The sequence below is a fragment of the Allokutzneria multivorans genome, from assembly GCF_039537405.1.
Taxonomy (GTDB): Bacteria; Actinomycetota; Actinomycetes; order Mycobacteriales; family Pseudonocardiaceae; genus Allokutzneria; species Allokutzneria multivorans.
The window spans coordinates 302,015-328,278 of the sequence record NZ_BAABAL010000017.1; the positions used below are offsets into that span (position 1 = coordinate 302,015).

Annotated in this window: 21 protein-coding genes and 1 tRNA gene; 8 read left to right on the forward strand and 14 right to left on the reverse strand. The window is 69.9% G+C overall.

Features of this window, described 5'->3' with window-relative positions; translation table 11 throughout:
* Positions 1-336: 336 nt before the first annotated feature.
* Together ABD798_RS22370 and ABD798_RS22375 are read right to left on the reverse strand one after the other, a co-directional pair.
* Positions 337-1,722, reverse strand: coding sequence for an ArnT family glycosyltransferase (locus tag ABD798_RS22370; protein ID WP_344877898.1), 1,386 nt, complete (start codon positions 1,720-1,722; stop codon positions 337-339).
* A gap of 97 nt (positions 1,723-1,819) precedes the next feature.
* Positions 1,820-2,272 (reverse strand): MarR family winged helix-turn-helix transcriptional regulator, encoded by a 453-nt coding sequence (locus tag ABD798_RS22375; protein ID WP_344877900.1) that lies wholly within the window; start codon positions 2,270-2,272, stop codon positions 1,820-1,822.
* A gap of 164 nt (positions 2,273-2,436) precedes the next feature.
* Here ABD798_RS22375 and ABD798_RS22380 point away from each other — a divergent pair, with 164 nt between their 5' ends.
* From ABD798_RS22380 to ABD798_RS22390, 3 genes are read left to right on the forward strand one after another with little or no spacing between them, the layout of a single operon-like run.
* A complete protein-coding gene (locus ABD798_RS22380) occupies positions 2,437-3,609 on the forward strand; it encodes an MFS transporter (protein ID WP_344877902.1) in 1,173 nt (390 codons plus the stop codon).
* Positions 3,606-4,394, forward strand: coding sequence for an SDR family NAD(P)-dependent oxidoreductase (locus ABD798_RS22385; protein WP_344877904.1), 789 nt, complete (start codon positions 3,606-3,608; stop codon positions 4,392-4,394). The genes ABD798_RS22380 and ABD798_RS22385 overlap by 4 nt, the downstream gene beginning before the upstream one ends.
* Before the next feature lie 20 nt (positions 4,395-4,414).
* Positions 4,415-5,197 (forward strand): aldo/keto reductase, encoded by a 783-nt coding sequence (locus ABD798_RS22390; protein ID WP_344877906.1) that lies wholly within the window; start codon positions 4,415-4,417, stop codon positions 5,195-5,197.
* A 12-nt stretch (positions 5,198-5,209) separates the two neighbouring features.
* Here the strand turns inward: ABD798_RS22390 and ABD798_RS22395 are convergent, their stop codons facing one another.
* From ABD798_RS22395 to ABD798_RS22425, 7 genes are all read right to left on the reverse strand, one after another.
* The gene (locus ABD798_RS22395) at positions 5,210-5,776 is read right to left on the reverse strand and encodes an NADPH-dependent FMN reductase (RefSeq protein ID WP_344877908.1); all 567 of its coding nucleotides are present in this window, start codon (positions 5,774-5,776) and stop codon (positions 5,210-5,212) included.
* A complete protein-coding gene (locus ABD798_RS22400; protein ID WP_344877910.1) occupies positions 5,773-7,257 on the reverse strand; it encodes an MFS transporter in 1,485 nt (494 codons plus the stop codon). The genes ABD798_RS22395 and ABD798_RS22400 overlap by 4 nt, the downstream gene beginning before the upstream one ends.
* A gap of 49 nt (positions 7,258-7,306) precedes the next feature.
* Positions 7,307-8,062 (reverse strand): nucleotidyl transferase AbiEii/AbiGii toxin family protein, encoded by a 756-nt coding sequence (locus ABD798_RS22405; RefSeq protein WP_344877912.1) that lies wholly within the window; start codon positions 8,060-8,062, stop codon positions 7,307-7,309.
* Positions 8,063-8,165: 103 nt separating this feature from the next.
* A complete protein-coding gene (locus ABD798_RS22410; protein WP_344877914.1) occupies positions 8,166-8,759 on the reverse strand; it encodes a type IV toxin-antitoxin system AbiEi family antitoxin domain-containing protein in 594 nt (197 codons plus the stop codon).
* 42 nt (positions 8,760-8,801) lie between these two features.
* The gene (locus ABD798_RS22415; protein WP_344877916.1) at positions 8,802-9,626 is read right to left on the reverse strand and encodes a PP2C family protein-serine/threonine phosphatase; all 825 of its coding nucleotides are present in this window, start codon (positions 9,624-9,626) and stop codon (positions 8,802-8,804) included.
* A 320-nt stretch (positions 9,627-9,946) separates the two neighbouring features.
* On the reverse strand, positions 9,947-10,633 hold the full coding sequence (locus ABD798_RS22420; protein ID WP_344877918.1) for a hypothetical protein: 687 nt from the start codon (positions 10,631-10,633) through the stop codon (positions 9,947-9,949).
* A 136-nt stretch (positions 10,634-10,769) separates the two neighbouring features.
* Positions 10,770-11,309 (reverse strand): dihydrofolate reductase family protein, encoded by a 540-nt coding sequence (locus ABD798_RS22425; RefSeq protein WP_344877920.1) that lies wholly within the window; start codon positions 11,307-11,309, stop codon positions 10,770-10,772.
* Positions 11,310-11,483: 174 nt separating this feature from the next.
* Here ABD798_RS22425 and ABD798_RS22430 point away from each other — a divergent pair, with 174 nt between their 5' ends.
* Positions 11,484-12,593, forward strand: coding sequence for a glycosyltransferase (locus ABD798_RS22430; protein WP_344878683.1), 1,110 nt, complete (start codon positions 11,484-11,486; stop codon positions 12,591-12,593).
* Here the strand turns inward: ABD798_RS22430 and ABD798_RS22435 are convergent.
* Both ABD798_RS22435 and ABD798_RS22440 read right to left on the reverse strand, forming a co-directional pair.
* On the reverse strand, positions 12,582-13,217 hold the full coding sequence (locus ABD798_RS22435) for a class I SAM-dependent methyltransferase (protein WP_344877922.1): 636 nt from the start codon (positions 13,215-13,217) through the stop codon (positions 12,582-12,584). The two genes, ABD798_RS22430 and ABD798_RS22435, sit on opposite strands and share 12 nt — an antisense overlap.
* A 23-nt stretch (positions 13,218-13,240) precedes the next feature.
* Positions 13,241-13,314: transfer RNA gene (locus tag ABD798_RS22440), tRNA-Arg, on the reverse strand.
* 114 nt (positions 13,315-13,428) lie between these two features.
* Here ABD798_RS22440 and ABD798_RS22445 point away from each other — a divergent pair.
* Positions 13,429-15,426: a bifunctional copper resistance protein CopD/cytochrome c oxidase assembly protein gene (locus tag ABD798_RS22445; protein ID WP_344877924.1), complete on the forward strand. Its 1,998-nt coding sequence runs from the start codon at positions 13,429-13,431 to the stop codon at positions 15,424-15,426.
* 7 nt (positions 15,427-15,433) lie between these two features.
* On the opposite strand, the gene ABD798_RS22450 is transcribed toward ABD798_RS22445, so the two are convergent.
* Genes ABD798_RS22450 through ABD798_RS22460 form a run of 3 tightly spaced genes read right to left on the reverse strand, consistent with a single transcriptional unit; the run spans position 15,434 to position 17,876 of the window.
* Complete coding sequence (locus ABD798_RS22450; RefSeq protein WP_344877926.1) at positions 15,434-16,243, reverse strand: ABC transporter permease; 810 nt, start codon at positions 16,241-16,243, stop codon at positions 15,434-15,436.
* Between the two features lie 14 nt (positions 16,244-16,257).
* Positions 16,258-17,250, reverse strand: a complete 993-nt coding sequence (locus tag ABD798_RS22455) for an ATP-binding cassette domain-containing protein (protein ID WP_344877928.1) — start codon at positions 17,248-17,250, stop codon at positions 16,258-16,260.
* Entirely contained in the window at positions 17,247-17,876 is a 630-nt protein-coding gene (locus ABD798_RS22460; RefSeq protein WP_344877930.1) for a TetR/AcrR family transcriptional regulator, read from the reverse strand. Before ABD798_RS22460 ends, ABD798_RS22455 begins: the two co-directional genes overlap by 4 nt.
* A gap of 218 nt (positions 17,877-18,094) precedes the next feature.
* Between ABD798_RS22460 and ssb the strand changes: the two genes are divergently transcribed.
* The 3 genes from ssb (at position 18,095) to ABD798_RS22475 (ending at position 26,178) form a co-directional block, all read left to right on the forward strand.
* On the forward strand, positions 18,095-18,544 hold the full coding sequence (gene ssb, locus ABD798_RS22465) for a single-stranded DNA-binding protein (RefSeq protein ID WP_344877932.1): 450 nt from the start codon (positions 18,095-18,097) through the stop codon (positions 18,542-18,544).
* Between the two features lie 127 nt (positions 18,545-18,671).
* On the forward strand, positions 18,672-20,348 hold the full coding sequence (gene ettA, locus ABD798_RS22470; RefSeq protein ID WP_344877934.1) for an energy-dependent translational throttle protein EttA: 1,677 nt from the start codon (positions 18,672-18,674) through the stop codon (positions 20,346-20,348).
* 16 nt (positions 20,349-20,364) lie between these two features.
* Entirely contained in the window at positions 20,365-26,178 is a 5,814-nt protein-coding gene (locus tag ABD798_RS22475) for a diguanylate cyclase domain-containing protein (protein WP_344877936.1), read from the forward strand.
* The last annotated feature ends 86 nt before the right edge of the window (positions 26,179-26,264 follow it).

The window sequence follows — 26,264 nt, forward strand, 5'->3', positions numbered from 1 at the left end:
TACTTCAGCGAAAAGGCTCGGTCAATGCCCGGCGACATCACGCCAGGGACACGTAACCAGCAGCATTAGGGCATTTCCCCAGGTAGTCCGCCCCACAAGGGGACCACCTGAACGGGTGACGTTCGTTCCAGATGTAACGGCTGGTGCTGATGTTGAGATCACATGACCTTTCCGGGTGGCCACCGTGGTGGGGGAGCCTCCTCGTTGCTCCCGGGGTGCGCGTTACGGTCCACGGGCCCTTTTTGGCCGGTGCATCTCGCTGTTCCGGGAGCCATTTACCGAGCCGATCCGGATGGGGGGCGAAAATTTCCCATCGCGAAGCAACCTGGAAGCGGTTCAGGCGTACCTAATGCGCGACCACATCCACTTCCACGGAAATCTCTTCCCGAGACACAACCAGATCTGCGGTGCCACCTCCCGGGCCGAGTCGAAGTAGGGCCGGACGCGGTCCACGTCCTCGCCGATGTAGAGGACGGTGTCCTTGTGCTCGTCCGGCGCGCCGAAGTACCAGTACCCGCGATGCGGGCTTTGAGTCAGCGGAAGCCCCAGCTCGGGGCCGAACCGGTCGAGCGTCGCCGCGGTCGGGTAGATCGCCGCCACCACCGCGGTGCGTTCCCGCTGCTCAGCCGGGAGCCGGTGGAACTCCGCCGCCACCTTCGCCGTCTCGGCCGGACCCGACTCGGCGAACGGTGCCTGGGCGGCGATCACGAACCCGCCGACGCCGAGCGCCACCACGGTCGAGAGCACGTAGCCGGGCCACCGCAGGCTCCAGCTCCACCAGCGCGCGGGCTGCGCCCGTTCGAAGCGCACCGCGCCCGCCGCGAACAGCAACGGGTAGAGCCCCGCGACGTACCTGGGCTGACCGTTGGTGATCAACAGCAGTGCGACCACACCGACGACCGTCCAGCCCAGGAAGCGCAGTTCCTTGTGCTGCAACAGGAACCAGCCGCCGTAGAGACACAGCAGTACGCCGGCGAGCACTCCGGCCGAGACGAGCCCGCCGATGAGCAGCGCCGGTCGTCCGCCCTGCATCGCGGCCTCGCGCGCGACGACCTGCGTCATCTCCGCCTGCGGCCACCCGTTCGCCGCCTGCCACACCAGCCCGGGAACCGTCGCCAGCACCGCCAACCCCGCACCGAGCCACAGCATCGGGCGCCGCAGCAGCTCACGCGGTCCGACCACGAGCACGCTCAACCCGAGCGCCACCCACAGCACGGGAATGAGGAACTTCGTCTGCAAGGCCAACGCCGTCACGACGCCCGCGCCCAGCAGCAGGCGGTCCTCCCGCGTGCGGACCCACCGCGTCACGAGCAGCAGCGCGAGCGACCACCACAGCGGGTCGAGCATGTAGGTCGCGAGCCAGTGGTTGATCGTCACCGCGTGCAGCGAGATCGCCGCCGCGCCCGCCGCCATGACCTGCGCCCGCTTCGCGCCGCCCAGCTCGCGCGCCGTCAGCGCCGCCACCACGACGGTCGCCGCCATGACGAGCGTCGCGGGCAGGCGCAGCCCCACCACTGAGCCGGGGAAGAGGAAGTCCATCGCGCGCGCCAGCAACGGCACCAGCGGCGGTTGGTCGGCGTAGCCCCAGTCGAGGTGGTGCTTGCCCGCGCTCAGGAAGTACAGCTCGTCGAAGAAGTAGCCGTCCACCGCGCTGGCGATCAGCATCAGCAGCGCGGCCACCCCGGCGATGACCAGGACCGGTTTCTTGGCGAAAGGAGTCACCAAGGCAGCGTGTCGCCGCGCGATGCCCCCGCGCCTCGACCACGCGGCCCCGCCCTGCCGACACGCGGTGGACCGCTGCATCCACCAATCGGTTGATCTAGCTCGCCGGAGCTGTCAGCGATTCCAGTGCGCGCACCAGGGGCGCCTGCTCGGGCAGCTTCGCGGCCTCGGTGAGCGCCTCGTCCAGCACGCGGTCGTGCGTCGGTCGCGCCGCTTCGAGCAGCTCGTGGCCCTCGGCGGTCACCTCGGTGTAGATGCCGCGCCGGTCGTCAGCGCACAGGTACCGCTGCAAGAGCCCGCGGTCTTCGAGGCGGCTGACCAGGCGCGTGGTGGCCGACTGGCTGAGCACGACCGCGCGCGAGAGCTGGTTCATCCGCATGTGCCAGCCGTCCTGCCTGGCCAGCACGTCGAGAACGCTGTACTCGCTGACGGAGAGCCGGTGCTCCTGCTGGAGCGCGCGCTCCAGGCCGTCCTCGATGCGCGCGTGCAGCGCCGCCAGCGCGCGCCAACCTTGGGCGCGCGCCTCGACCGCGTCGTCGGACAGTCCCACGGTTCACCCCTGAAGTCGGCGGCTGTGTAGGTCGAGCGTACGACTTGCGCACGGTCGTTGCATAGGGCAGCATCAGGCGTCGTCAATAGAAAGCGTGTGCAACTATCTCGGACGCGGGTTGTTGAGTGCGCTAGGTAACAGACTACGCAGGAAGAAGACCTGACATGCCCGCTGCCCTGCTCGCACTGGCGATCAGCGCCTTCGGCATCGGAACAACCGAGTTCGTCATCATGGGCCTGTTGCCCGAGGTCGCGGCCGACTTCGGGGTCAGCATCCCCGCCGCCGGGCTGCTGATCTCCGGCTACGCGCTCGGCGTCGTCGTCGGCGCGCCCCTGCTCACCGCCATCGGAGCGCGACTGCCCCGCAAGACCATCCTCGTCGCGCTGATGGGCCTGTTCATCGTCGGCAACCTGGTGTCGGCGGTCGCGGACAGCTACGGCCTGCTGATGACCGGCCGCGTCGTCGCAGCCCTCTCGCACGGCGCGTTCTTCGGCGTCGGCTCGGTCGTCGCGGCCGGGCTCGTCGCCCCGGAGCGCAAGGCCAGCGCCATCGCGCTGATGTTCACCGGCCTCACCGTCGCCAACGTGCTCGGTGTGCCGATGGGCACCGCGCTCGGCCAGCAGCTCGGCTGGCGCTCCACCTTCTGGGCGGTCACCGCGCTCGGCGTCATCGGCCTCGTCGGCATCCTCACCCTGGTGCCGCGCCAGCCGGTCGAGGACAACGGCGGCCTTCGCGGCGAGCTGGCCGTGTTCCGCGACCGGCAGGTGTGGCTCGCGCTGGCCACGACCGCGCTCGGCTTCGGCGCCGTGTTCGCCTCCTTCACCTACATCGCGCCGATGATGACCGACGTCGCCGGGTTCTCGCCCGGTGCGGTGACGTGGCTGCTGGTGTTGTTTGGCGCGGGGCTGTTCGCGGGCAACCTCGTCGGAGGCCGCGCCGCCGACCGCTCCTTGATGCCCAGCCTGTACGCCTTCCTCGCCGCGCTCGTCGTGGTGCTGGTGGTCTTCGTGTTCACCGCGCACTCGCAGGTGCCCGCCGCGATCACCATCGCCGTGCTGGGCGCGGTCGGCTTCGCCACGGTGCCGTCGTTGCAGATGAGGGTGATGCGCAAGGCCGAAGGCGCTCCGGCGCTCGCCTCCGCCGCCAACATCGCCGCCTTCAACCTCGGCAACGCGCTCGGCGCCTGGCTGGGCGGCGTCGCGATCGAGGGCGGGCTCGGGCTCACCGCGCCGAACTGGATCGGGGCGGTCCTCGCGGCGGCCGGACTGGCCGTCGCCCTGTACTCCGGAGCGCTGGACCGGCGCTCGGAAACCAAGCAAGGAGTCCTCCTCCGATGAACATCGACCTCACTGGCCGGACCGCGCTCGTCACCGGGTCCACGTCGGGAATCGGCTACACCACCGCGGAAACCCTGGCCCGCGCGGGCGCGACGGTCATCGTCAACGGTCGCGACGAAGGGCGCGTGAAGTCCACTGTGGACAAACTCGCCGCCGGTGGTGCCACCGTCAGGGGCGTCGCCGCCGACGTCGGCACGGAGGAGGGCGCGAGCGCGCTGCTCGCCGCTGAGCCCGAGGTCGACATCCTGGTCAACAACGCCGGGATCTTCGCCCCGCAGGACGTCTTCGAGATCCCCGACGCGGAGTGGCTGCGCTTCTTCGAGGTCAACGTGCTCTCCGGCGTCCGCCTCGCCAGGCACCACGCCCCGAGGATGGTCGAGCGCGGCTGGGGCCGGGTGATCTTCGTCAGCAGCGAGTCCGCCGTGCAGACCCCGACCGAGATGGTGCACTACGGCATGACCAAGACCGCGCAGCTCGCGGTCTCGCGAGGCATGGCGCAGTCCGTCGCGGGTACCGGTGTCACCGTGAACAGCGTGCTGCCCGGCCCGACGCTCACCCCCGGCGTCGAGGAGTTCATCCGCGACCTCAACGGTTCCGACGTGCCGTTCGAGGAGGCCGAGCGCGAGTTCATGGCCAAGGACCGGCCGACCTCGTTGCTGCGCAGGCTGATCCGCCCGCAGGAGGTGGCGAACATGATCACCTACGTCGCCTCCGACCTGGCGTCGGCCACCACCGGCGGCGCGCTCCGCGTCGACGGCGGCGTCGCCACCTCCATCATCCCGTGAGCTACCCGAAAGGACACATCATGAGCGGCGTTCCCACGGTCACCCTGAACAACGGAGTGGCCATGCCGCAGCTGGGCTTCGGCGTCTTCCAGGTGCCCGAGGACGAGACCGTCGCCGCGGTCACCTCGGCGCTGGAGACCGGCTACCGCAGCATCGACACCGCGGCCATCTACGGCAACGAGGCCGGGGTCGGCATCGCGCTGGAGAAGTCCGGCGTCCCGCACGACGAGCTGTTCGTCACCACCAAGGTGTGGAACGCCGACCAGGGCTACGACAAGACCCTCGCGGCCTTCGACGCCAGCCTGGAGAAGCTGCGGCTGGACCGGATCGACCTGTACCTCATCCACTGGCCGACCCCGGCGCGCGATCTCTACGTCGACACCTGGAAGGCGCTCAACAAGCTGCTCGGCGACGGCCGGGTTCGCGCGATCGGCGTGGTGCCGTCGGTCAACCAGATCGAGCTGCACCCGTTGCTGCAGCAGGAAGAGCTGCGCGCCGTGCACGCGGAGCTGGGCATCCACACCGAGGCGTGGAGCCCGCTCGGCCAGGGCGGCGACCTGCTCAAGGACCCGGTGCTCGCCGAGATCGCCGCCAAGCACGGGCGCTCGACCGCTCAGGTCGTGCTGCGCTGGCACCTCCAGCTCGGCAACGTGGTGATCCCCAAGTCCGTCACGCCCAAGCGGATCGCGGAGAACTTCGACGTGTTCGGCTTCGAACTGGACACCGCAGACGTCGAGCGGATCGCGGCGTTGAACAAGAACGGGCGGATCGGACCCGACCCGGACGAGTTCAACGCCGCGTGATCCCGCGCCGGATCAGGTGGTGTAGGCCCGCTTCTCCTTGCCCTCGCGCAAGGTCTCGGCCCACCACCTGATCTGGTCCAGCATCGTCTTCGCCGCCGCGTTCACCTCGACGGGGCGCACCGGCTCGCCCTCGCCGTCGAAGGCGCCGAAGACGTTGTGGAAGCTCACCGTGTCTCGCACCGAGACCGCGTGCAGCTCCGCGAAGACCTGGCGCAGCTGCTCGACCGCCCTGAGCCCGCCGGAGATCCCGCCGTAGGAGACGAAGCCGACCGGCTTGGCCTGCCAGCCGTGGTAGCAGGAGTCGATCGCGAACTTCAGCGAGGCCGGGTAGCCGTGGTTGTACTCCGGCGTCAGCACCACGAACGCGTCCGCGTCGGCCACCCGCTCGTTGAAGCGGGCCAGCTCGGGCGTGGTCCGCTTCGGGTGGCGCTCGCCGAGCAGGGGGTCCGCGAGGTCGATCACGTCGATCTCGAAGTCCGCGTTCTGCTTGGCGCGCTTGAGGAACCAGTTCGCGACGACGTCGGCGAGACGGCCTTCACGGGTGCTGCCGATGATGACGGCCAGCTTGACGGTGCTCATGGGGTGTCCTTTCTGGACGGAGTGATGGACAGGGCGAGAGCGGAGGCGAGGACCATGACCAGGCCGATGCTGAGGAAGACCGTGTTCATCGCGCCCGAGAGACCGGCGACGATCGGGGCGGCCTCGTGCGGGGCGAGCCGAGCGAGGAACGAGGTGTCGTCGAGGTCGACGGCGCCACCGATCCGGTCAGCGGCGAGGGTGAACACCAGTGACAGGAACACCGCGGTCCCCGCGACCCCGCCGAGCTGACGGGAGAATCCGGACAGGCTGCTCGCGACGCCGAGGTCCCGCGGTTCGACCGCGTCCTGCAACGTCACCAGCACGACCTGGAAGAACATGCCGCCGCCGATCCCGTTGGCCAGCACCACCGCGGTGATCAGCGCCATCGGCGTCGTCGGCCCCGCGAACGCGAGCACCAGGTACGCGATGCCGGACAGGCCCAGCCCGGCGGTCAGCACGTGCTTGTAGTGGACTCCCTTGTTCAGCAACGGTCCTACGAGCCTGGAGCCGGTGATCGTGGCGAGGGACTGGGGGAGCAGCAGCAGTCCGGCGTTGGTCGGGCTCAGCCCCTGGACGAGCTGGAGGTACAGCGGCACGAACGCGAGCGCGGTGAACACGCCGACCCCGCCGAGGAAGTTCACCACGTTGATCAGCGTGAAAGCCTTGTCGCGGAACAACTTCGGCGGCAGCAGCGCCGAGTCCTGCCTGCGGATCTGCACGCGGACGAACACCGCGAGGCCGAGCACCCCGATCGCCGCCAGCACCAGAGCCGTCACCGGCGTGGCGTCACGGCCCTGTTCTGCCAGTAGCAGCAACGGAACCAGGCCCACCGCCAGCGAGATCGCGCCCGCGAAGTCGACCGGCTGCGGGGTGCGCGGCGTCCGCACGGTGAAGAACTTCCCGACCACGACCATCGTGATCAGGCCGATCGGCACGTTGATCAGGAACAACCAGCGCCAGCCCGCGATGCCCAGCACGCTGTCCAGTCCCGCCAGCAGTCCGCCGAGCACCGGGCCGCTGATGCTGGCTCCCGCGAAGGAGAACCCGAACAGCGCCTGCCACTTCGTGCGCTGCTCCGCGGGCACCATGTCCGCGATCGCCGCCAGCGCCAGGGCCATCAGCCCGCCGCCGCCGAGTCCTTGCACGGCGCGGAAGACCGCGAGCTGGCCCATGCTCTGCGCGAGCGCGCACAGCACCGACCCGAGCAGGAACACCGCGATCGCGGCCAGGTAGAGCCGCTTGCGGCCGTAGATGTCGGAGAGCTTGCCGTACAACGGCATCGCGATCATCGAGGCGATCAGGTAGGCCGTGGTCACGGACGCCTGCATGGTGAGGCCGTGCAGCTCGTCGGCGATGGTCCGGATCGCGGTCACCATGACCATCGTGTCCAGCGCGCCGAGGAAGGTGCCGATGAGCAGGCCGATGACCACGGCCCTGACCCGCCGCTGGCTCACCGCGCTCGCGGCTTCGGTGGTTGTCATGCACCCACCGTGCAACCCCAACATTAGTTGAGGTCAAGAGCGCCGTTGATCAGATGTCGCTGACCATCGCGGTCGCCCAGAACTCGCGGAGCACTCGCATGGCGACAGCGAGGTCCGGAGGTGTCTCGGTCAGGTTCGTGGCGATCGCCGGATAGCCGGATTCCCACGCGGGAGGCGGATCCGGGATCGTGTCGGGGACGGGATGGGTGTCCCTGACAGCGAAGACGTGCCGCACCGCGTCGACGAGTTCCCGATCGGGGCTGAGGCCGAGTTCGATCAGCAGCACGAGATCGGCGAGGTCCTTCGTGCGCGTGTTCGGCCTGCCCTCGTAGTCCCTGGTCAGGGCATGGAGCTTCTCGGCGAAGTGCTGTCGGGTGGTCACGGCCTCCACCGTGCGCGCGGGGATCTCCGCGAAGGAGAGCGCTCCGGGCATCCGTAGTTGTTCGGTGCTGGTCAGCTCGACGCCTCGCGCCGCGGCGTCGAGCCGGACCGATGCGAACGGCTTGCCCGCCAACCGCGCTTCCACGGAGAACCGCCAGGCCCCTCGCCCTGCCGCATCCGCTGCCAGCGGGACCGGAGATGACGTTTGGAAGCTGAAACCGTCCTCGTCGGGGTCAGCGGAGAGACTCTCGACGAGGGCTTCGCGCAGAACCTCGCCGTCCGCGTCGTCGATCCGCACTGCGAGGTCGATGTCCTTGGTGCTGCGCGCCTTGTCGAGCAGGCGGAACTCCAGTGCCGCCCCGCCCTTCAACACCCACTCGCCAGCTCCTGCCTCAGCGAGGCGGACGGCAAGGCGTTCGAACACGACACGTCGGCGCAGGCGTCCCAGATCGGTTCCCGTGTCGTCGGACTCTGTTTCAACCGGACTTCAAGTGCGCGTCGAAGTGCGGCGGAGTTCTTGTAGGTGCTCATGTGCTTTCTGTCTGAAGTGCTCGCTCGACAGCGAGTTCGGCTCGGGGACTCATGCGCTGCGCCGCGTGCAGCAGCTGGCGCTTCGTCGAACTTCCGCGTGTGAGCAGCTCGGTCACCGCGGAGTCCAGAACGTCTTGTGGCACACCGAGATCAGCGGTCTCGGCGATGGCTCTGTACGGCTTGGTCACGCGAAACCCCTGGTGGTCCTCGATGTCAGCCTTGTCCAGGGCGACCCTGTGCAGCACGACCTCGCGGCTCGACTGTCGAAAGCTCGGAGGCACGCTGAGGTGGACCCGGTCGGGATTGGCTACGCCCAGATCGTGGACGGCCAGTGCGGAGGTGTGCGACACAACAGCGCGCTGCCGGCTCCACAGTGCCCACCGGACGAAGTGAGCGTTCCCGTCGTCGGGCAGGTCCAGGTACTCCTTGAACCGGTAGATCCCTCGACTGACCTTGGTCCAGTTCCCGCGCTGCACGTGGAAGTACTGGGACTGGTGGGAGAAGCCCGCTTCGGTCGCCTGGGCGGCGGTGAAGTACCCCTGCTGCTCGGCGGCCACCTGCCACAGGAGATCACGCGAAGGACTGCCCACGCCTACATCATACTAAAAGAAAACTTTAGTTCCACGTGTTGATCAAGGGCGCTGACCGGCGTGCCCCTGCGGGAAGGGCACGATCACGACGGTGATGTTGTCGCGCCCGCCGTCATCGAGCGCGCGCTGCGTCAGCACCCGCGCGGCGTCCACGGGGGACTCCAGGGTGTCGGAGAGCGTGATCTGCGCCAGCTCCTCCGCCGACGGCACGTAGTTCCACAGCCCGTCGCTGCACACCACGACCACGCCGGGGCCCTCGGGGCGGAACGTGGCGACGTGCGGTTCGATCTTGCCCGCGTTCGCGCCGAGCCACGCCATCAGCACGTGCGCCATGCGGTGGTTGTGCGCCTCCTCCTCGGTGAGGTGGCCCGCGGCGACCATCTGCGCGGCCCACGCGTCGTCGAGGGTCATGCACGCGGACTTCTCGGGCGGCGCGGTCAGCCAGTACGCGCGGCTGTCGCCGACCCAGCCGACAGTGATGGTCTCGTCGGTGACCACGGCGGAGACGAACGTGCATGCGGGCGGGCGCCCGGTCTCGCTCTCCTCCTTGGGGCGCTCCAGCGCCGAGACCGCCTCAGCGGCCGCGGTGATCGCGTGGCGCGTCGCGGTGATCGGATCGGCCCCGGTCTCCCGCGCCTCCAGCAGCGTGTCCGCGGCGGTGGTGGCGGCAGTGCGCGAGGCGAGGTCGGGGTTGTCCGAAGTGGACACCCCGTCGCAGACGACGGCGATCACCTCGGCCGAGCGGGTGACGCGGCGCACCGCCATCGAGTCCTCGTTGCGGTGGTGCCGCAGGCCTCGGTCGCTGACCCCCGCGACGGCACCGAGGTCGAGTTCCACCCGGTCCTGCCCCGTCGGCTCACTGGTCATGCCGTGCCCCCTTGCTGGTGAAACTCGCGGACCACACAAGGAGGACGCTGCGGACACCGGGTCGTTGCGCGAGAAGTTGATCAAGTTTTCTGGGGTGGGTCCCACCCTATGATCTCGCGCCCGACCCGGTGCCGCCCGGGGCGGGGTGAACATCGTTCAGTCGGACGGCACGCCTGTCGGGGTGACGGAGGGAGCTCCCCGATGGCCTTCGACCTCCTGCTGGTGGCGACCGCGGTCGCCGTCGGCGTCGCGCTGCCCAGCGTGCTGATCACCGAGTTGCGGTCCTGCCCGAAGGACTGCCCGTGCCTCGACGATCAACCTCAGACCCGCCCGGTGAAGACCGCCTTGTCCGCGACGAAGGAGGGGCGCAGCGTCAACTGCATCTCGCCGGGGTCGGTCCCGACCGAATAGGAGACGTCGTAGGTGTAGGTCTTGCCGGGCAGCACGGTCGCCGAGCTGAAACCGCCGTTGTTCCCGCAGCCGCCGCCGTGGTCGTAGACCGCCTCGGCCGCCTTGCCGTTGAACTGCGCGTCACTGCTCGCGCTCAGCACGACGGCCTCGAACGGCTTGTCGGTGCCGTTGGTGACGGTCACCGTGAACCGCACCGCACGCGCGACGGTGCTGGGGGAGGAAGCGGGGCCGGGCTTGCACTCCGTGGGGGCCGAGACCTCCACGGCGAGCCCGTCGCCCCACGTGTGCCGCTTGCCCCAGCTCAGCGTCTCGACGCGCTGGTCAGTTCCTTCAAGGGCGCGCACCGCGGCGTTCTGCGCCACGAGCGTGAAAACGATCCCGAGCACTGACAGTCCCACGCCGAACCCCGCCATGACCTTGTGCGAGCCGGACAGCGCGATCGCACCGAGCACCGCTCCGACCGCGGCGGCGACGGCGGTCACGTTGTTGAGCAGCAGCACAGGGGAACCGCAGACCCCGACGATCCCGAGCACGAGCGAGGCGATCGCGAGACCGCCGAACCTGGTGGGGGTCGGCCTGAGCTGGATGACGGTCATGTTCTCTCCCTCAGCGCGGTGGTGTCGCCGAGGACGTCGAATCCCGCCGAATGCGCGTTTCGCTTTTCCGGAAAGGCTAAGTGGAAAGAGTGAAACCTCCGCCGGAGAAGTCACGATCGACGCACGGGTGTAACGGCTATCGCTGGTAGCGCAGCAATACGACCTGGGAGTCGAACACCCGCGACTCGACCAGGCGCAGCGCGAACCGCTTGCCGGGATCGCGGAACACCGGCTTGCCGCCGCCGAGCACGACCGGGTGCACGAACACCTGGTACTCGTCGATGAGATCCCGTTCGGTCAGGCTCGCGGCCAGGTCGGAGCCGCCGAACAGCACCATGTCCTGCCCCAGGCCCGCCAGCTCGGCGACATCTCCGACGACGCGGGTGTTCCACTCCGCCGCGGTGAGCGTGCGCGACACCACCACTTTCGGCTTGTCCCGCCAAATCGGCGCGAATGCCAGATCGTGCTCGTGGTCGGAATACTCCTCAGCCTTCGGCCAGTAGCTCGACATCAGTTCCCACACGACGCGCCCGTAGAGGAACGCCTCCGCTGAGTTGCTCAGTCCCTCCGAGTGCGCCGACAGTTCCGGCCCCATCACCGGCCAGTCGAACTCGCCGTTCGGCCCGTGGATGAACCCGTCGGCGGACTGGTGCACGAAGTGGACGATCCTGCTCATGGCTTGCCTCCCGAGGTGGTGTCACGTTGATGGACAGGCGCGGTTCCGGGAACTCATCGCGACTGCGTTGTGATGTGCGCCACACTGCACCTTGGGGCAAGGTTGTCGTTGTGCGCCAAGGGTTCCCGAGAGACTGGAGAGTCGCCTTCGTGCTGTGAGGAGCCCGCCTTGCGAGTGCTGTGCACCGTCACCGGTACGCCGTCGCACACCCGATCCCTCGTACCCATCGCCAGAGCCCTCGCCGCGCGCGGCCATGAGGTCCTGGTCGCCGCGCCACCCAACCTGGCCGCACTCCTCGCAGAAGAGCCTGTGCGTGCTGAGGGCGTGCTCGGCGGCATCATGACCGGATTGCGCGCGGCACTCGCCGACGATCCCTCGCTCGACCCCATGACCACGTTGCTGCGCCTGTCCGTCACGTCGATCCCGGCCGACGAAGCGCAGCGCGTCCTGCCGCTCGCGCGCGATTTCGCCCCGGACCTTATCCTGCGCGACGACGCGGAGCTGGGCGCGATCCTGGTGGCCAGGACGCTCGGCGTCCCCTGTGTGACGCTGCCCGGCGGTCTGGTCAACGCGGTCGATCCGGAGCTCGTGCGCTCAGCGCTGAGCGAGCACGTGCAGATCGACCTGCCAACCCTGTTCCCGGACGGGCGGATCGACTACGTACCAACGGAGTTCTCGTTCACTGTCACACCGGCGCCTATTGCGCGCGCTTATAGGCAGCCGGTGTTGGCGCGTCCGGGGGAGCAGTTGCCGGGATGGCTGCCGGACGGCCCGTTGGTGCTCGTGTCCATGGGCACGGCGTTGACGGTCCCGCTGCCCGGCAGGCTGGGCACGATCGACCCCACGTCCCGTCTGCGTGCGATGGCCGATGCACTGTCCGAAGTGGACTGTTCGGCCGTGGTCGTCACCGCGGGCCTGGACGTTGCTTCCGTGCCGCTGCCGCCGAACGTGCACGTGGCTCCGACCGTGCCGCAACCGCTGGTTCTGGAAGTCGCAGACCTCTTCCTCACCCACGGCGGCTACAACGGCGTCCGCGAAGCACTCCGTGCCGGGGTGCCGATGGTCGTCTGGCCGGGCGTCGCCGATCAGCCGTCGAACGCCGCGCGAGTTGAAGAACTCGGCCTCGGGCTCCGCGTGGACGGTCCTGAACAAGTGCGCGCGGCGTGCGCACGTGCGCTGTCAGAGCCGAGTTTCGCCGCGCGGGCCAAGCAGGCGAAGCGCGCGATGTTGGCCCTACCGAGCCTGGACGTGGCCGTGCGCGATTTGGTCGAGCTAGGGGCGTAGGACGAGCAGCGAGCACCGTTGGCTGGGGTGCTCGACGTCGGGGTGCGGGCCACGGTCGAGGCGGGCGATGACTTCGAGCCCGGCCTCGGCCAGCATCCGCGACTCCTCCACGGGGTCGAGGAACCGGAACGTCAGGTCGACGCCGTGTCCCCACCAGTCGCTGAGCCGCTTCTCGCCGCCCACGGGCACATCGGAGTCGCTGATGTGGAACGAGATGAGCGCGTGCCCGCCGGAGCGAAGCACGCGGGCGAACTCCTTATAAGCAGCGGCGCGCTGCACGGCGTCGAGGTGGATGACCGCGTAGAGGCTCACCAAGCCCGTCAGCGCATCGGCTCGAACGGGCAACGCGGTCATGTCCGCCGCGAACGTTGGCACGGACGCGTTCGCGCACATCGCGGGGGACAGATCGGTGCCGAGCGCGCGGACTCCTCGTGCGGACAGGTACTCCGCGACATGGCCGGGGCCGCACCCCACGTCCAGGACGGTTCCGCTCATCGTCAGCTCGGTGAACGCGTCCAACATCGCGCGGTCCAACGGTTTGCGCCGCAGCTCGTCGCGGAGTTCCGAGGCGTAGCGGTCGGCGACCAAGTCGTAGCTCCGGCGCGTGCTCGCCCCGTCACCCATGCCGACCGCTCCTCCTCTATGTGCGCCCCTGGCAGGACTCGAACCTGCGACCGACAGATTAGAAGTCTGTTGCTCTATCCAGCTGAGCTACAGAGGCTGAGCGCTCGCGCGCCGGAAGAAGAGTAACTGTTGTTTCCGCGTGGTTCGCGCTTGATCCGCAAACCCGGGCACGCGAAGCAGAGCGATCCAGGTCACGGCTTAGGCTCGGAGGGTGCCTGAAGCCCCCACCCCGGCCCGTGGTCGCGCCGCCGGTATCGCCGCTCTGGTGCTGCCCGGCGTCCTGCTGGCGCTCGTCGTGGCCGCGGCGCTCACCGCGCTCTCTCCCGGTGAGGAGCTGATCCGGTTCGGGTTGCCCGACCCCGGCCAGCTCACGCGCCTCGGTCTGCCGATGGTTCGCACGCTCGCCGAAGCGGGCGCGGTGCTCTGCGTCGGTTCGCTGATGTTCGCGGCGTTCATGGTCGCGCAGCAGCGCAACGGCAGGCTGTCAGCTGACGGTTGGGCCGCGCTGCGCCTCGGCTCGTGGGGCGCGTTCGCGTGGTTCGCGGGCGCCGCACTGACAGTGCCGTTCTTCACGGCCAACGCGGTGGGCAAGCCCGTCTCCGAGCTGATGTCGTCGGGGTCGCTCTTCGTGCTTGTAGGACAGCTGGAGCAGGCGAAGGCATGGGTGCTCACGGCGTTGCTCGCGGGCGTCGTGGCGATCGTGAGCCGCGTTGTCCTCTCGTGGGGCTGGACGGTCGCCTGTCTCGCGCTGGCGCTCGTGTCGCTTCTTCCGGTCGCGGTGACCGGTCACTCCGCCACGGGCGGTTCGCACGACGTGGGCACCAACAGCCTCATCTACCACCTCGTGGCGATGTCGCTGTGGGTCGGCGGTCTCATCGCGCTCGTGGCGCACGCGCGGCGCGGTGGCGGCAACCTCGGGCTCGCGTACTCCCGCTTCTCCAAGGTCGCACTGGTCTGCTGGATCGTCATGGCGGTCTCCGGCGTGCTCAACGGCTTGGTGCGCCTGCCGATCGAAGACCTCTTCACCACGACTTACGGCCTGCTCCTGGTGGCGAAGATCGTCGCGCTCGGCCTGCTCGGCGTCTTCGGCCAGCTTCAGCGCCAACGCGGCGTGAAGGCGATCTCCGACGGTGAGTCCCGTGGTGTGCTGCTGCGCATCGGTGGCCCCGAAGTGCTGTTGATGCTGGCGACCATCGCGATCGGCGTGGCGCTCGGCAGCACTCCGCCGCCCAACGAGGCACCTGTTCTCGGCACCGACGAGGTCATGATCGGCTACAAGCTCAACGGTCCGCCCACGCTGCTCAACCTGGTGCTGGACTGGCGTTTCGACCTCGTCTTCGGCACGGCGGCCGTGGTGCTCGCGGTGCTCTACGTCGCCGGTGTCCGCCGCTTGCGCCTGCGCGGGGACAAGTGGCCCGTGGGGCGCACGGTCGCCTGGCTGTGCGGCTGCGCGACGCTGCTCATCGCGACCTCGACCGGTATCGGCCGGTACGCGCCCGCCATGTTCAGCGTGCACATGGGCAGCCACATGCTGCTGTCCATGCTCGTGCCGATCCTGCTCGTGCTCGGCGGTCCGATGACGCTGGCGCTGCGCGCGATCCCGCCCGCGGGCAAGGAAGGTCCTCCCGGGCCGCGCGAGTGGCTGCTGGCCTTCGTGAACTCACCGGTGAGCCGGTTCCTCACGCACCCGATCGTCGCGCTCGTGCTGTTCGTCGGCTCCTTCTACGGCCTGTACTTCTCCGGCCTGTTCGACGCGGCGCTGCCGGAGCACTGGGCGCACCTGGCGATGAACCTGCACTTCATCGTCGCGGGCTACGTCTTCTACTGGCCCGTCGTCGGCATCGACCCGGCGCCGCGCAGGCTGCCGCCGTTGGGACGCCTGGGCCTGCTCTTCGCCGCGATCCCGTTCCACGCGTTCTTCGGCATCGCGCTGATGAGCGCGCAGTACGTGATCGGCCAGCAGTTCTACTCCCAGCTCGCGCTGCCGTGGGTCACCGACCTGCTCGTCGACCAGCGCCTCGGCGGCGGCCTCACCTGGGCCTCCGGCGAGATCCCGCTGCTCGTCGTGGTGATCGCGCTGCTCGTGCAGTGGGCCCGCGACGACGAGCGCGAGGCCAAGCGCGGCGACCGCAAGGCGGAGACCGACGGCGACGCCGACCTCAACGCCTACAACGAGATGCTCGCCCGCCTGGCCGAGCGCGACCGGTGAGCAACGGCTACTGCCTGCGGAAACCCCTGGCCGCGAACACCATCCCGGCCGCCGCGATCACCAGGCTGATGCCGATCGAGGTGAACGCGGTCGAGCTGATCGTGCCCTGCAGGGTCAGCTCGCGGGAGGCGTCGATCGCGTAGGTCAGCGGGTTGACCGAGGCCAGGAACCGCATCCAGGTCGGCAGGCCCTCCAGCGGCATGTACGCGCTGGAGCCGAACATCAGCGGGAACATCGCCAGGAAGGTGAACATCTGCAGGGTCTCGGGGTTGCGCATCCAGGTCGCCACGGCCAGGAAGAGCCAGCCGAGCCCCCAGCCAACGACCAGCGCCAGCAGCAACGCGCCCACCACGCCGAAGCCCTTGGGGGTGAAGCCGAACAGCGCGACCGCCGCGATGATCATGATGGTCAGCTGCACCGCGCTGCGCACCAGGTCGGCGAGGCTGCGCGCGGCCAGCACCGAACCGCCGTTGATCGGCAGCGCGCGGAAGCGGGCCAGCACGCCGTTGCGCAGGTCGTTGACGAAGCCGACGCCCGCGGTCATCGCCGCCGACAGCGCCGTGGTGACCAGCGTCGCGGGCATCAGGAAGTTGATGTAGCTGACGCCCTTGGGGAAGGCGGGGGTGTTGGCGACGTTGGCGAACACCTGGCTGAACAGCAGCAGCATCATCAACGGCGTCAGCAGGGTGAACAGCAGGTTCTTCGGGTCCAGCAGCACACTGCGCAGCGACCGCCCGGTCAGCACCATGACCTGCGTGTAGAGGGAGCTGCCCCGCCAGGCGGCGCCCTGGGTCGCGGGAGCGAGGGACGAACTCATCTGGGGACTCCTACTCACGCCGCGGAGATGGCTTTGATGATCTGGGTGACGGCGTTGGCGTTGTCCGCGTCGGCCTTCGGGTCGTGGTTGAGCGCCAGGTAGACGTCGTCCAGCGAGGGCTCGGAGATGCCGAGCTCGGTCACCATCACCCCGGCCCGGTCCAGCGCCCGCACGGCCAGGATCAGATCCGTGGAGGCCCCGGCGGGGGAGGAGATCTTGCGCCTGGTCACGTCGTGCGAGGGGTGCAGCCCGGCCCGCTTCAACGCGTCCATCGCCACCGTGACGTCACCGGGGTGGGCCAGCGTCAGCAGGATCGTCCGCGTGCCGATGTCGCCCTTGAGCTGGTCGGCGGTGCCCGCGGCCACGATCCGCCCGGAGGCCAGCACCGTGATCCGGTCGGCCAGCCGGTCGGCCTCCTCCAGGTACTGCGTGGTCAGCAGCACCGTGGTGCCCTCGCGGACCAGCCGCTCGACGATCTCCCACAGGCTGTTGCGGCTGGAGGGGTCCAGCCCCGTCGTCGGCTCGTCCAGGAAGATCACGTCGGGGTGGCCGACCAGGCTGGAGGCCAGGTCCAGCCGCCTGCGCATGCCGCCGGAGTAGGTCTGCGCCTTGCGCCCGCCCGCCGCGGTCAGGTCGAAGACCTCCAGCAGCTCCTTGGCCCTGCGCCGCGCCTGCTTCGGGCTCGCGCCGAGCAGCCTGGCGATCAGCAGCAGGTTGTCCAGCCCGGTGATCTGCTCGTCCACCGAGGCGAACTGCCCGGTCAGCCCGATCCGGCCGCGCACGTCGTGCCCGTGGGTGATCACGTCGTAGCCCGCCACCCGCGCGGTCCCCGAGGTCGCCGCCGTCAGCGTCGACAGGATGTTGACCAGCGTGGTCTTGCCCGCGCCGTTGTGCCCGAGCAGTCCCATCACCGTGCCCTTGGGGACCTGCAGGTCCACGCCGTCCAGGGCTGTCATCTTGCCGAACTTCTTGGTGATCCGGACGGCGTCGATCATCAGCTCGGTCATGCCAGCGGTCCTTCCTCGGTGCTGCTGCCTGCTCCGCGCAGGAAGAGGTCGACGAGTTCCTCGGGGTCTGCGGTGCTGCCACCGAACCTGCCCGCCAGCCGGTCGACGAAGACCAGGCCGATCAGGTAGCCGGTCGAGCGCTCGGCACCCAGCCGCAGCCGCTCGTCGTGCGGGGCGAGCAGGGTGGAGAGCGCCCGGCTGATCGGGCCCAGGTGGCGCATGGGCCCGTCGCCGCCGTCGGCATTCTTCCCGTCGTCCTGGCGGTAGCCGGAGGCGGCCAGCCCCTGCATCAGCGCGCCCAGCCGGTCCACGTACGAGCCGATCGCCCGCGCCGCCCGCACCAGGATCTCGCGCAGGCCCTCGGCCGCCGGGATCGCGGTCAGCTCGGCGACGAGCCCGTCGGGGCGGAAGGCCTCCTCCAGGCAGGCGCCGATCAGCTCCTTCTTGTCGGCGAAGACCCGGAAGACGGTGCCCTCGGCGATCCCCGCCGCCCTGGCGATCTGGCCGGTCGTGACGTTGCCGCCGTGCTCGGCCAGCAGCGGAAGCGTCGCGCGCACGATCGACTCCCTGCGGTCCTCCGGGCTCATCGCCGGGGCGCGTCGACGGCGCTGGCTGGCCACTGGCATGCGCGCCAACCTATCTGAGTGAGTCCTCACTCAGTCAACCGGACCTCAACATTTTCGCACCACCCCGGCCCGCGCGTCCCCACTCCGAGGGACCGACCAGGTGCGGCTGGGTTGTCCACATCGCGGGTGGTTGTCCACAGATCCGCTTCGAGGTGGTCCACGGCGCAGGCGGGAGCAGCACAGTGGAACCCGTCAGCCCAGTCCGACCGGAGGTGCAGATGCACGACTCGAAGACGACCGTGATCGGGAACGTGGTCAACGATCCGCAGAGCCGCACAGTGAAGTCCGGCGCCTGCGTGGTGTCCTTCCGCGTCGCCAGCAACCGGCGCCGCCTGGACAGGGCGACCGGGGAGTGGATCGACGCCGACCCGCTGTTCCTGGCGGTGCAGTGCTGGGGCGAGCTCGGCGCGGGCGTGGCCTACTCGCTGCGCAAGGGCGATCCGGTCGTGGTCACCGGTCGCCTGCGCACCAGGGAGTGGGAGGCCGAGGGGCAGCGCCGCTCCGTGGTGGAACTGGACGCCGACGCGGTCGGCCCCGACCTCGCGCGCAGCCTGGCGCGGGTGCAGCGCGTGCACCGGGGCCAGAGCAGCGGCGCTGCGCCGGAACCGAGGGAGCCCGAGGAGGACAGCGGCCTTCGCGAGGCGTCAGGTTCCCTGTACCCCGTGTGATCGCGCCTGGGGATCACCCCGGCCCGAGGACGGCGAGGGCGTCAACCACACTGGTGTTCGCGCACCATTCCGCCACGGCGGGGTCGCGCGTCAATCAGGCACCGACAGGACGGATACGATCGCGGTTATGGCCGAGTACATCTACACCATGAAAAAGGTGCGCAAGGCACACGGGGACAAGGTCATCCTCGATGACGTCTACATCCAGTTCCTGCCCGGTGCCAAGATCGGCGTCGTCGGCCCGAACGGCGCCGGCAAGTCGAGCGTGCTGAAGATCATGGCCGGCCTTGATCAGCCCAACAACGGCGAGGCCTACCTCGCCCCGGGCTACACGGTCGGCATCCTCCAGCAGGAGCCGCCGCTGAACGAGGAGAAGACCGTCCTCGGCAACGTCGAGGAGGGCGTCGGCGAGATCAAGGTCAAGCTCGACCGCTTCAACGCGATCGCCGAGCAGATGGCCACCGACTACTCCGACGAGCTGATGGAGGAGATGGGCAAGCTCCAGGAGGAGCTGGACCACGCCGACGCGTGGGACCTGGACTCCCAGCTGGAGCAGGCGATGGACGCGCTGCGCTGCCCGCCGCCGGACTCCCCCGTCGACATCCTCTCCGGTGGTGAGCGCCGCCGCGTCGCGCTCTGCAAGCTGCTGCTGTCCAAGCCGGACCTGCTGCTGCTCGACGAGCCCACCAACCACCTGGACGCCGAGAGCGTGCTCTGGCTGGAGCAGCACCTCGCGGGCTACGCGGGCGCCGTCCTCGCCGTCACGCACGACCGGTACTTCCTGGACAACGTGGCCCAGTGGATCCTGGAGATCGACCGCGGCCGCACCCACCCCTACGAGGGCAACTACTCCACGTACTTGGAGAAGAAGGCCGAGCGCTTGGCCGTGGAGGGCAAGAAGGACGCCAAGCTGCAGAAGCGCCTCAAGGAGGAGCTGGCCTGGGTCCGCTCCAACGCCAAGGCCAAGCAGACCAAGTCCCGCGCCCGCCTCGACCGCTACGAGGAGATGGCCGCCGAGGCCGAGAAGACCAGGAAGCTGGACTTCGAGGAGATCCAGATCCCGCCGGGCCCGCGCCTGGGCAACATCGTGGTCGAGGTCGACAAGCTGCGGAAGGGCTTCGAGGACCGGGTCCTGATCGACGGGCTCAGCTTCGACCTGCCGCGCAACGGCATCGTCGGTGTGATCGGGCCCAACGGCGTCGGCAAGACCACGCTGTTCAAGACGATCGTGGGTCTGGAGAAGGCCGACGAGGGCAACGTCAAGATCGGCGAGACGGTCAAGCTGTCCTACGTCGACCAGAACCGCGCGGGCATCGACCCGAAGAAGAGCGTCTGGCAGACGGTCTCCGGCGGGCTGGACTACATCCAGGTCGGCAACGTCGAGATGCCCTCGCGCGCCTACGTCGGCGCGTTCGGCTTCAAGGGCACCGACCAGCAGAAGGCCGCGGGCGTGCTCTCCGGTGGTGAGCGCAACCGGCTCAACCTCGCGCTCACCCTCAAGCAGGGCGGAAACCTGATCCTGCTCGACGAGCCCACCAACGACCTCGACGTCGAGACCCTGGGTTCGCTGGAGAACGCGCTGGAGCAGTTCCCGGGCTGCGCGGTGGTCATCTCGCACGATCGCTGGTTCCTCGACCGGGTCGCCACGCACATCCTGGCGTGGGAGGGCACCGACGAGAACCCGTCCCAGTGGTTCTGGTTCGAGGGCAACTTCGAGGGCTACGAGAAGAACAAGGTCCAGCGGCTCGGCGCGGAGGCCGCGCGTCCGCACCGGGTCACCTACCGCAAGCTGACCAGAGGCTGAGCGGGGACTGACGATCGTGGCGGCTGGTGGAGCGAACCAGGGAAGCGGCGAGGCGGGGTTGCTGGTCACCTCCGCCTGGCGGCTTCGCTGGCGCGCGCCCGAGCTGACGCTGGTGCTGGGCGAGCGCGCAGCGGAGATCGCGCTCGCCCACTCCGACGAGTGGGCCCGGCTGCGCGGCGAGATGCTGGCCCTGTTCGCGCTGAACCGGCTCGGCCAGGGTGTCGCCGTCGCCGAGCGCGCCGTCGCCGCCATGGCCGCGGCGGAGGCGGTCGGCGAGGTCGAGCTGGGCTGGCGGCTGCGGATCGAACTGGCGAACTCCGCCAGGGTGGTCGGCACGCCGCTCACCGGTTTCGCCCTGCTGCGCCCGCTGCTGGAGGCGGGTGACGCTCCGTCCGGTCTGCGCGGCGCGGCGATGGTCCAGCTCGTGGACTGCCTGGCGAGGCTCGGCAGCGTGCCCGAGCTGACCGACGCCCTCAGCGACGCCGACCAGCTCTACCAGCAGGATCGGCAGCTCGAAGCCGATACCGTGGTCATCCTGCGGTCCCTGCTGCGCGCGGCGGCCGCGGGCAACCACCGCCGCTGGGGCGACCTGCCCGCCGCGGTGCACGCCGCGGAGGAGGGCATCGCCATGCTCTCCGAGCTCTCCGATCCGGCCGCCGACAGCGGCTACGCCGGCGGAAGGCTTGTCCTGCAACAGGTCTGCGCGCTCTTCGACCTGGACCGGGGCCGCGAGGCCGAGCGGATCGCGCTGGACTTCATGGAGCGCCCCGTGCGCTCCCCGCTGGCGAACAGCGTCGGCTGGCTCAAGCTCGCCCTCGCCACGCGGTTGCACCTGCCCAAGGGCAACGTCGAGACGGCCGCGGAGTTGTTGCGCGGCACCGCTCACCTCGCCCGCAGGCACCGTTCGGAGGCGCTGCTCACGCAGAGCCTCCAGTCGCTGGCGCACGTCTACGAGCTGACCGGCGAGCTGACCGAGGCGCTCGGCTGCCTGCGCGACGCGCACGCCGCTGAACGCCGCCGCCAGCGCGCGGTGCACGGCGTGCGGATGATGCTGATCGAGCGGCTCAGCAGCATCCAGGCGCCCGGTCACGACGCCGCTGACACCGGCACCTCCCTGCGCGACCAGGTCGCGGCCACGCTGCGCCGGGGCAGGGTCCGCCGCGACGTCGAGCGCGGGTCCGCCGAGATCGACATGGACGTGGTGCCCGGCCTGCTCAGCCAGAGCGGGTTCCGCCGCAGGCTGGACGCGGTGGTCAACGACGGCGCCACGGCGGGCACGCTCGCACTGGTGCTGCTCGACCTCGGAGCCTCCGACCCCGCTGACGCCGAGCCCCGGCCGGAGGAGATGCTCAACTCGCTGGTGGAGCGCGTGCGCAGCAGCGTGCCCGGCGAGGCCACCCTGGCCAGGGTGGACGGCGACGAGCTCGCCGTGCTGCTGCCCGGCACCACCCGGGACGAGGCGGAGCGCTGGGTCGCGGAGCTGCGCTCGGCCATCGGGTTCCCGGTCACCGTCAACGCGGGCATCGTCGAGCACCGTCCCGGCGCCCACCCCGAGGACCTGTTCAGCCAGGCGGACCGTGCGCTCGCCGAGGCCAAGCGCCCCGCGCCGGTCGCCGTGCCCGACACCGTCGCCGACTTCGCCGCCAGCAGGCACTTCAGCTCCAGCGCGGATCTCACTCCCAGCGCGGACCACCGCTCTGCTGCGGATTTCGGTCCCACCGCGGACTTCAGTCCTACTGAGGATTTCAGCGTGGTCGCTGACCTCGACCCCGGCACAACTCTCAGCTCCAGCGTTGATTTCGGCCCCAGCACGGAGGTCAGCCCCAGCACTGACTTCGACTCCCGCGCCGACTTCGACTCCCGCGCGGACCTCAGTGCCAGCTCCGACTTCGGCACCGTCGCGGACGTGAACTCCAGTTCCGACTTCGGCACTGTCGCGGATTTCGGGCACGTGGATGTCGGCGCCGAACTCGACCGCAGCTTCGGTGCCGACCTCAGCGCGGACTTCGACACCGCCATCGGTTTCGACGACGAGCCGCCGTTCGTCAACCAAGCGCCCGTCGAGCCGTTGTTCATCGAACCGGTGCCCGTCGAACCGCTCGCCGCTGAAGAGCCGCCGATCGAGCCGCCGTTCGTCGACTCGCACTTCGAAGACCCGCACTCCGCCGAACAACCGGCCGACAGCCACCCGGCCGACAGGCACCCGACGGACGACTACCTGACCGACGACTCCTTCGAGGCCGACCCGCTGCTGGACGCGCCGTTCCTGGGCGACCCGCGCCTGGACGAACCCGTCCAGGAAGAACCGGTTCGCGAGGTCCACGCCACCAGTCACCGGTTCGTCCAAGACCGGCCCGAACCGGTCGAGGACGAGCTGGCCGAACCCGTCGCGATCACCCCGCTGCCGAGCGGTGTGGTGCCCGAGGACTTCGGCTATCGCCTTGAGGACTCACATGAAGCGGAGGACGACGACAGCTCCTGGTCGGTCATCGACCCCGCCCCTGAGTCGCGCCGCGACGTCGTCGACGAGTTCGAGGACGAGGCCGTCGCAGACGAGGATCCGGCGCTCGACGAGTCGCCGGAGCCCGCGTTCTTCGAGGCGCCGACCACGCAGTTCCCGGTGATCACCGAAGACGGGCACACCGAAGACGGTCACATCGAGTTCGGTCACATCGAGGTCAGCCGCCCGGAAGCCCGGCTCGCCGCGGACGGGTTCGCCGACGGCTCCGACCACCCCGAGCCGGAGACCTCGTTCTCCGCCGAGGACTTGGAAACCCTTGCGGCGCACGGGATCGAGTCGGAGACGGACGACGAGTACGACCTGCCGAGCGGCCTGCTGCCCTCGGTGGTGGGCTTCACCGCGCTGCCGGACTCGCACACCGCGGCGCCGGAGGCCGAGGCGGACACCACCGACCTCGACGACGAGCTGGTGGAGATCACCGACGTGCGCTTGGCCGCCGAGCCGGACGCACTGCCGGAGCCGGTCGTCGACTCCTACCACCGCGACCGCTGGTCGGAGCCGGACGAGCTGGAACTGTCCGCGCAGTCCGGCTTCAGCGAGCCGGAACCCGAGGCCGACCAGGCGCGCAAGGACTCGGTGGCCGAACTCCTCGCGCAGGTGATGGCCATGTCCAAGGATGGCGCCGAGAGCCTGCCGGTGACCCCAGCCGAGGACGAGCCGGAGCTGTCCGATCCCGGGCCGGTGCACAACAACGGCTGGACCGAGCCCGTCGAAGCGCGGCCCGCTGATCCCGCGCCCGCCCAGGACGACGACTCCTCGGCGTACGACCGCGTGATGGCGCACGATTTCCTCGCCGAGATGCACCAGGTCGAGGTCCCCGCCGCGGAACAGGAACACGACGACCTGGTCGAGGACTCCGAGGACGAGCAGGACTCCTCCTTCGACGGGCTGAGCTTCTCCGTCGGGCTCCCCGTGAGCGCCCCGCAGCCCGTCGAGGACGACCACGAGGCCCTCGAAGCGCCCGCCGACTGGCCGCCGATGCTGACCTCGCGCGACGTTCAGCTGCCGAGCGCCGTGCGCCCCGTTCCCTTAGCCCACGGGCCCGAGACCACCCCGGCCGAGGAGGCTCCGCGCAACGGCTGGTCGAGCGGCTTCCCCGCGTGGCCCGCCCCCACCGCCGCCCCTGCTGCCGCGCCGTCGGCGAACACCGTCCCCGAGCCGCCTCCCGCGCCGAAGCTGCCGGAGCCCGACGAGGACCCCGAGCGCCGCGAACCCAGTCCGATCCCGGACGTGCCGGAGCCGCAGCCCATCCCGGACGAGCCCGGCCCCGATGCCATCCCCGCGCCGCCTCGCCCGGTGACACCCCCGCAGCCGGAGGTCGTTCACCGCGAAAGCGCGCCACAAGCCCCCGAGCACACCTCCTACGTGCCCACGGCTGCCCCAGAGCACGCCGCCTCAGCGATGACAGGCGCTCAGGAACACGTGCCCGCTCCGGATCATGCGGCCACTCCGGGACACATCGCCGCTCCGGCGAGTGCGACCGTTCAAGAACCCACGCCGGCGCACCCGGTTGCCCCAGCACACGTGGCCACTGCGGAACACGCCGCTGCTCCGGAAGAACGCGTGGCCGCTTCGGAATCGGCGAGTGCGTCGGGACACGTGGCCGCTTCGGATCACGCGGTGGCCCCGCCACGCGTGATCGCTCCCGAACAGGCCGCCGCGCCGAACCGCCTTGCCGCGCCGGATCGTGAGACCACCTCGGATCGAGCGGTGGCTCCTGAACACGCGACCACTTCCGAACACTCAGCCACTGCTGATCACACGGCCACCCCGGAAACCGCCGCCACCCCGGAAACCGCGGCCGGTCGGGATCGCGTGGGCGCTGACCAGGCCGGTCCTGAGCAGGCGGCGGGCGCGCCCCCGGCCTCCGAGCCCTCCGGAGATCCTGAGGACCCGCCGGTCGCCAGGCCGTCCCGCTTCGTCCGCAGACGGTCACTCGCCGCCGAGTTCGCCAGTTGGGCCAACAGCCCCGAGGCCGAGGGCGAGCAACCGCACAGTGATCATGCCAACAACGGTGACCACGCCAACAACGGTGATCATGCCAACAACGGTGATCAACCCGACAACGGCGGCGGGCGGAGCCCGAGCGAGCCTCCGGCGGAACAGCCCGTCGTCCACCTGAGCAACCCCTCGCTCGCCATCCACCGCGTCGTCCAGCGCCGCACCCTCGACGAGGTCGCCGAGCCGAAGCCGGCCGGGGAACAGCCGACAGAGCCGAACCAGGACGCCGCCGATCAGGCCGCCGGACGACCCGAGCGGCCGTCCGGGGAGCAGGCGCAGGACCAGCCGGAACAGGAACGGAAGCGTCCGCCGGGCGGACCGTCGTCGCGACGCCGCAAGGCGGGGATCGGCCTGGCCGAACTGCTCGCCGAGGCGATGGTCGCCTACGAGAGCACCAAGCACGAGAACCAGAACACCACCGTCGTGCCCGATGCGATCGCTCTTGACGGCATGCTCGAACAGCAGGCGCAGGCCAACGGCGCGCCGCCGACGACGATCGTGCGAGCGCCGGACTCCGCGACGACGCTGATGCCCGCCCCGGGCAACTCCGCCGCGCTGCCGCTGCCCGGCCAGCCGACCACGGTCGTCCCTCGCCCCGGCCACCACCCGACCGGCCACCACCCGACCGGCCAGCAGACGGTCAGCCAGCACACCGCTGGGCACCACGCGACCGGCCAGCACACCGCCAGCCAGCACACCGCCAGCCAGCACACCGCCGGACAGCACACGACGGTGCTGCCCACCGGCCACGCCGCCGCCCATCGCGACAAGGCGCAGGAGACGACCTTCCTGAGGCCGCAGGAACCCGGCCACCGCCGCGCGGAGCCGCAGGACCAGCGCACGCAGCAATGGGACACGCCCAGGACCGCGCCCTACGTGTCCTCCAGCCAGCTCAACCCGTCCACGGATCCCCGGCACCGCCCGGAGCCGAGGCACGGCGGCGAGCACTCGACTCCGGCCTACGACACCGGCTGGCTGGCGCGCACGCAGCGGGCACCGCTGTCCATGCCGTCGCTGCCGATGGGGCTGCCACCGGGTCCGACGAGCACACCGCCGGCGCCGGGCGAGTACGGCACGGGCGAGCACTGGGCGCCGTTCGGCGCGGGTGAGGGCACGTCCGGCCACCAAGATCCATCTGCCCGGCACAGGGTCCCACCGGAGCCACCACCGGCCGCCGCACCGCGACCACCAGCCGTCGCAGCGGGTCCCGGCGAACCCGGCTCGGCCGACCGTCCCACGGGCTGGGAGGACGGGCCGGACGGATCACCACCCTGGGTGAGCCGCACCACGCCTGACCAGCACTGGTGAGCGCTGGATCGGGGTCACCCGAACGACTGACGGTGTGTCGCTCGTCGCGTCTGAAAGCGGGTGTGCCCGCTTCCCGGTTACCGCAT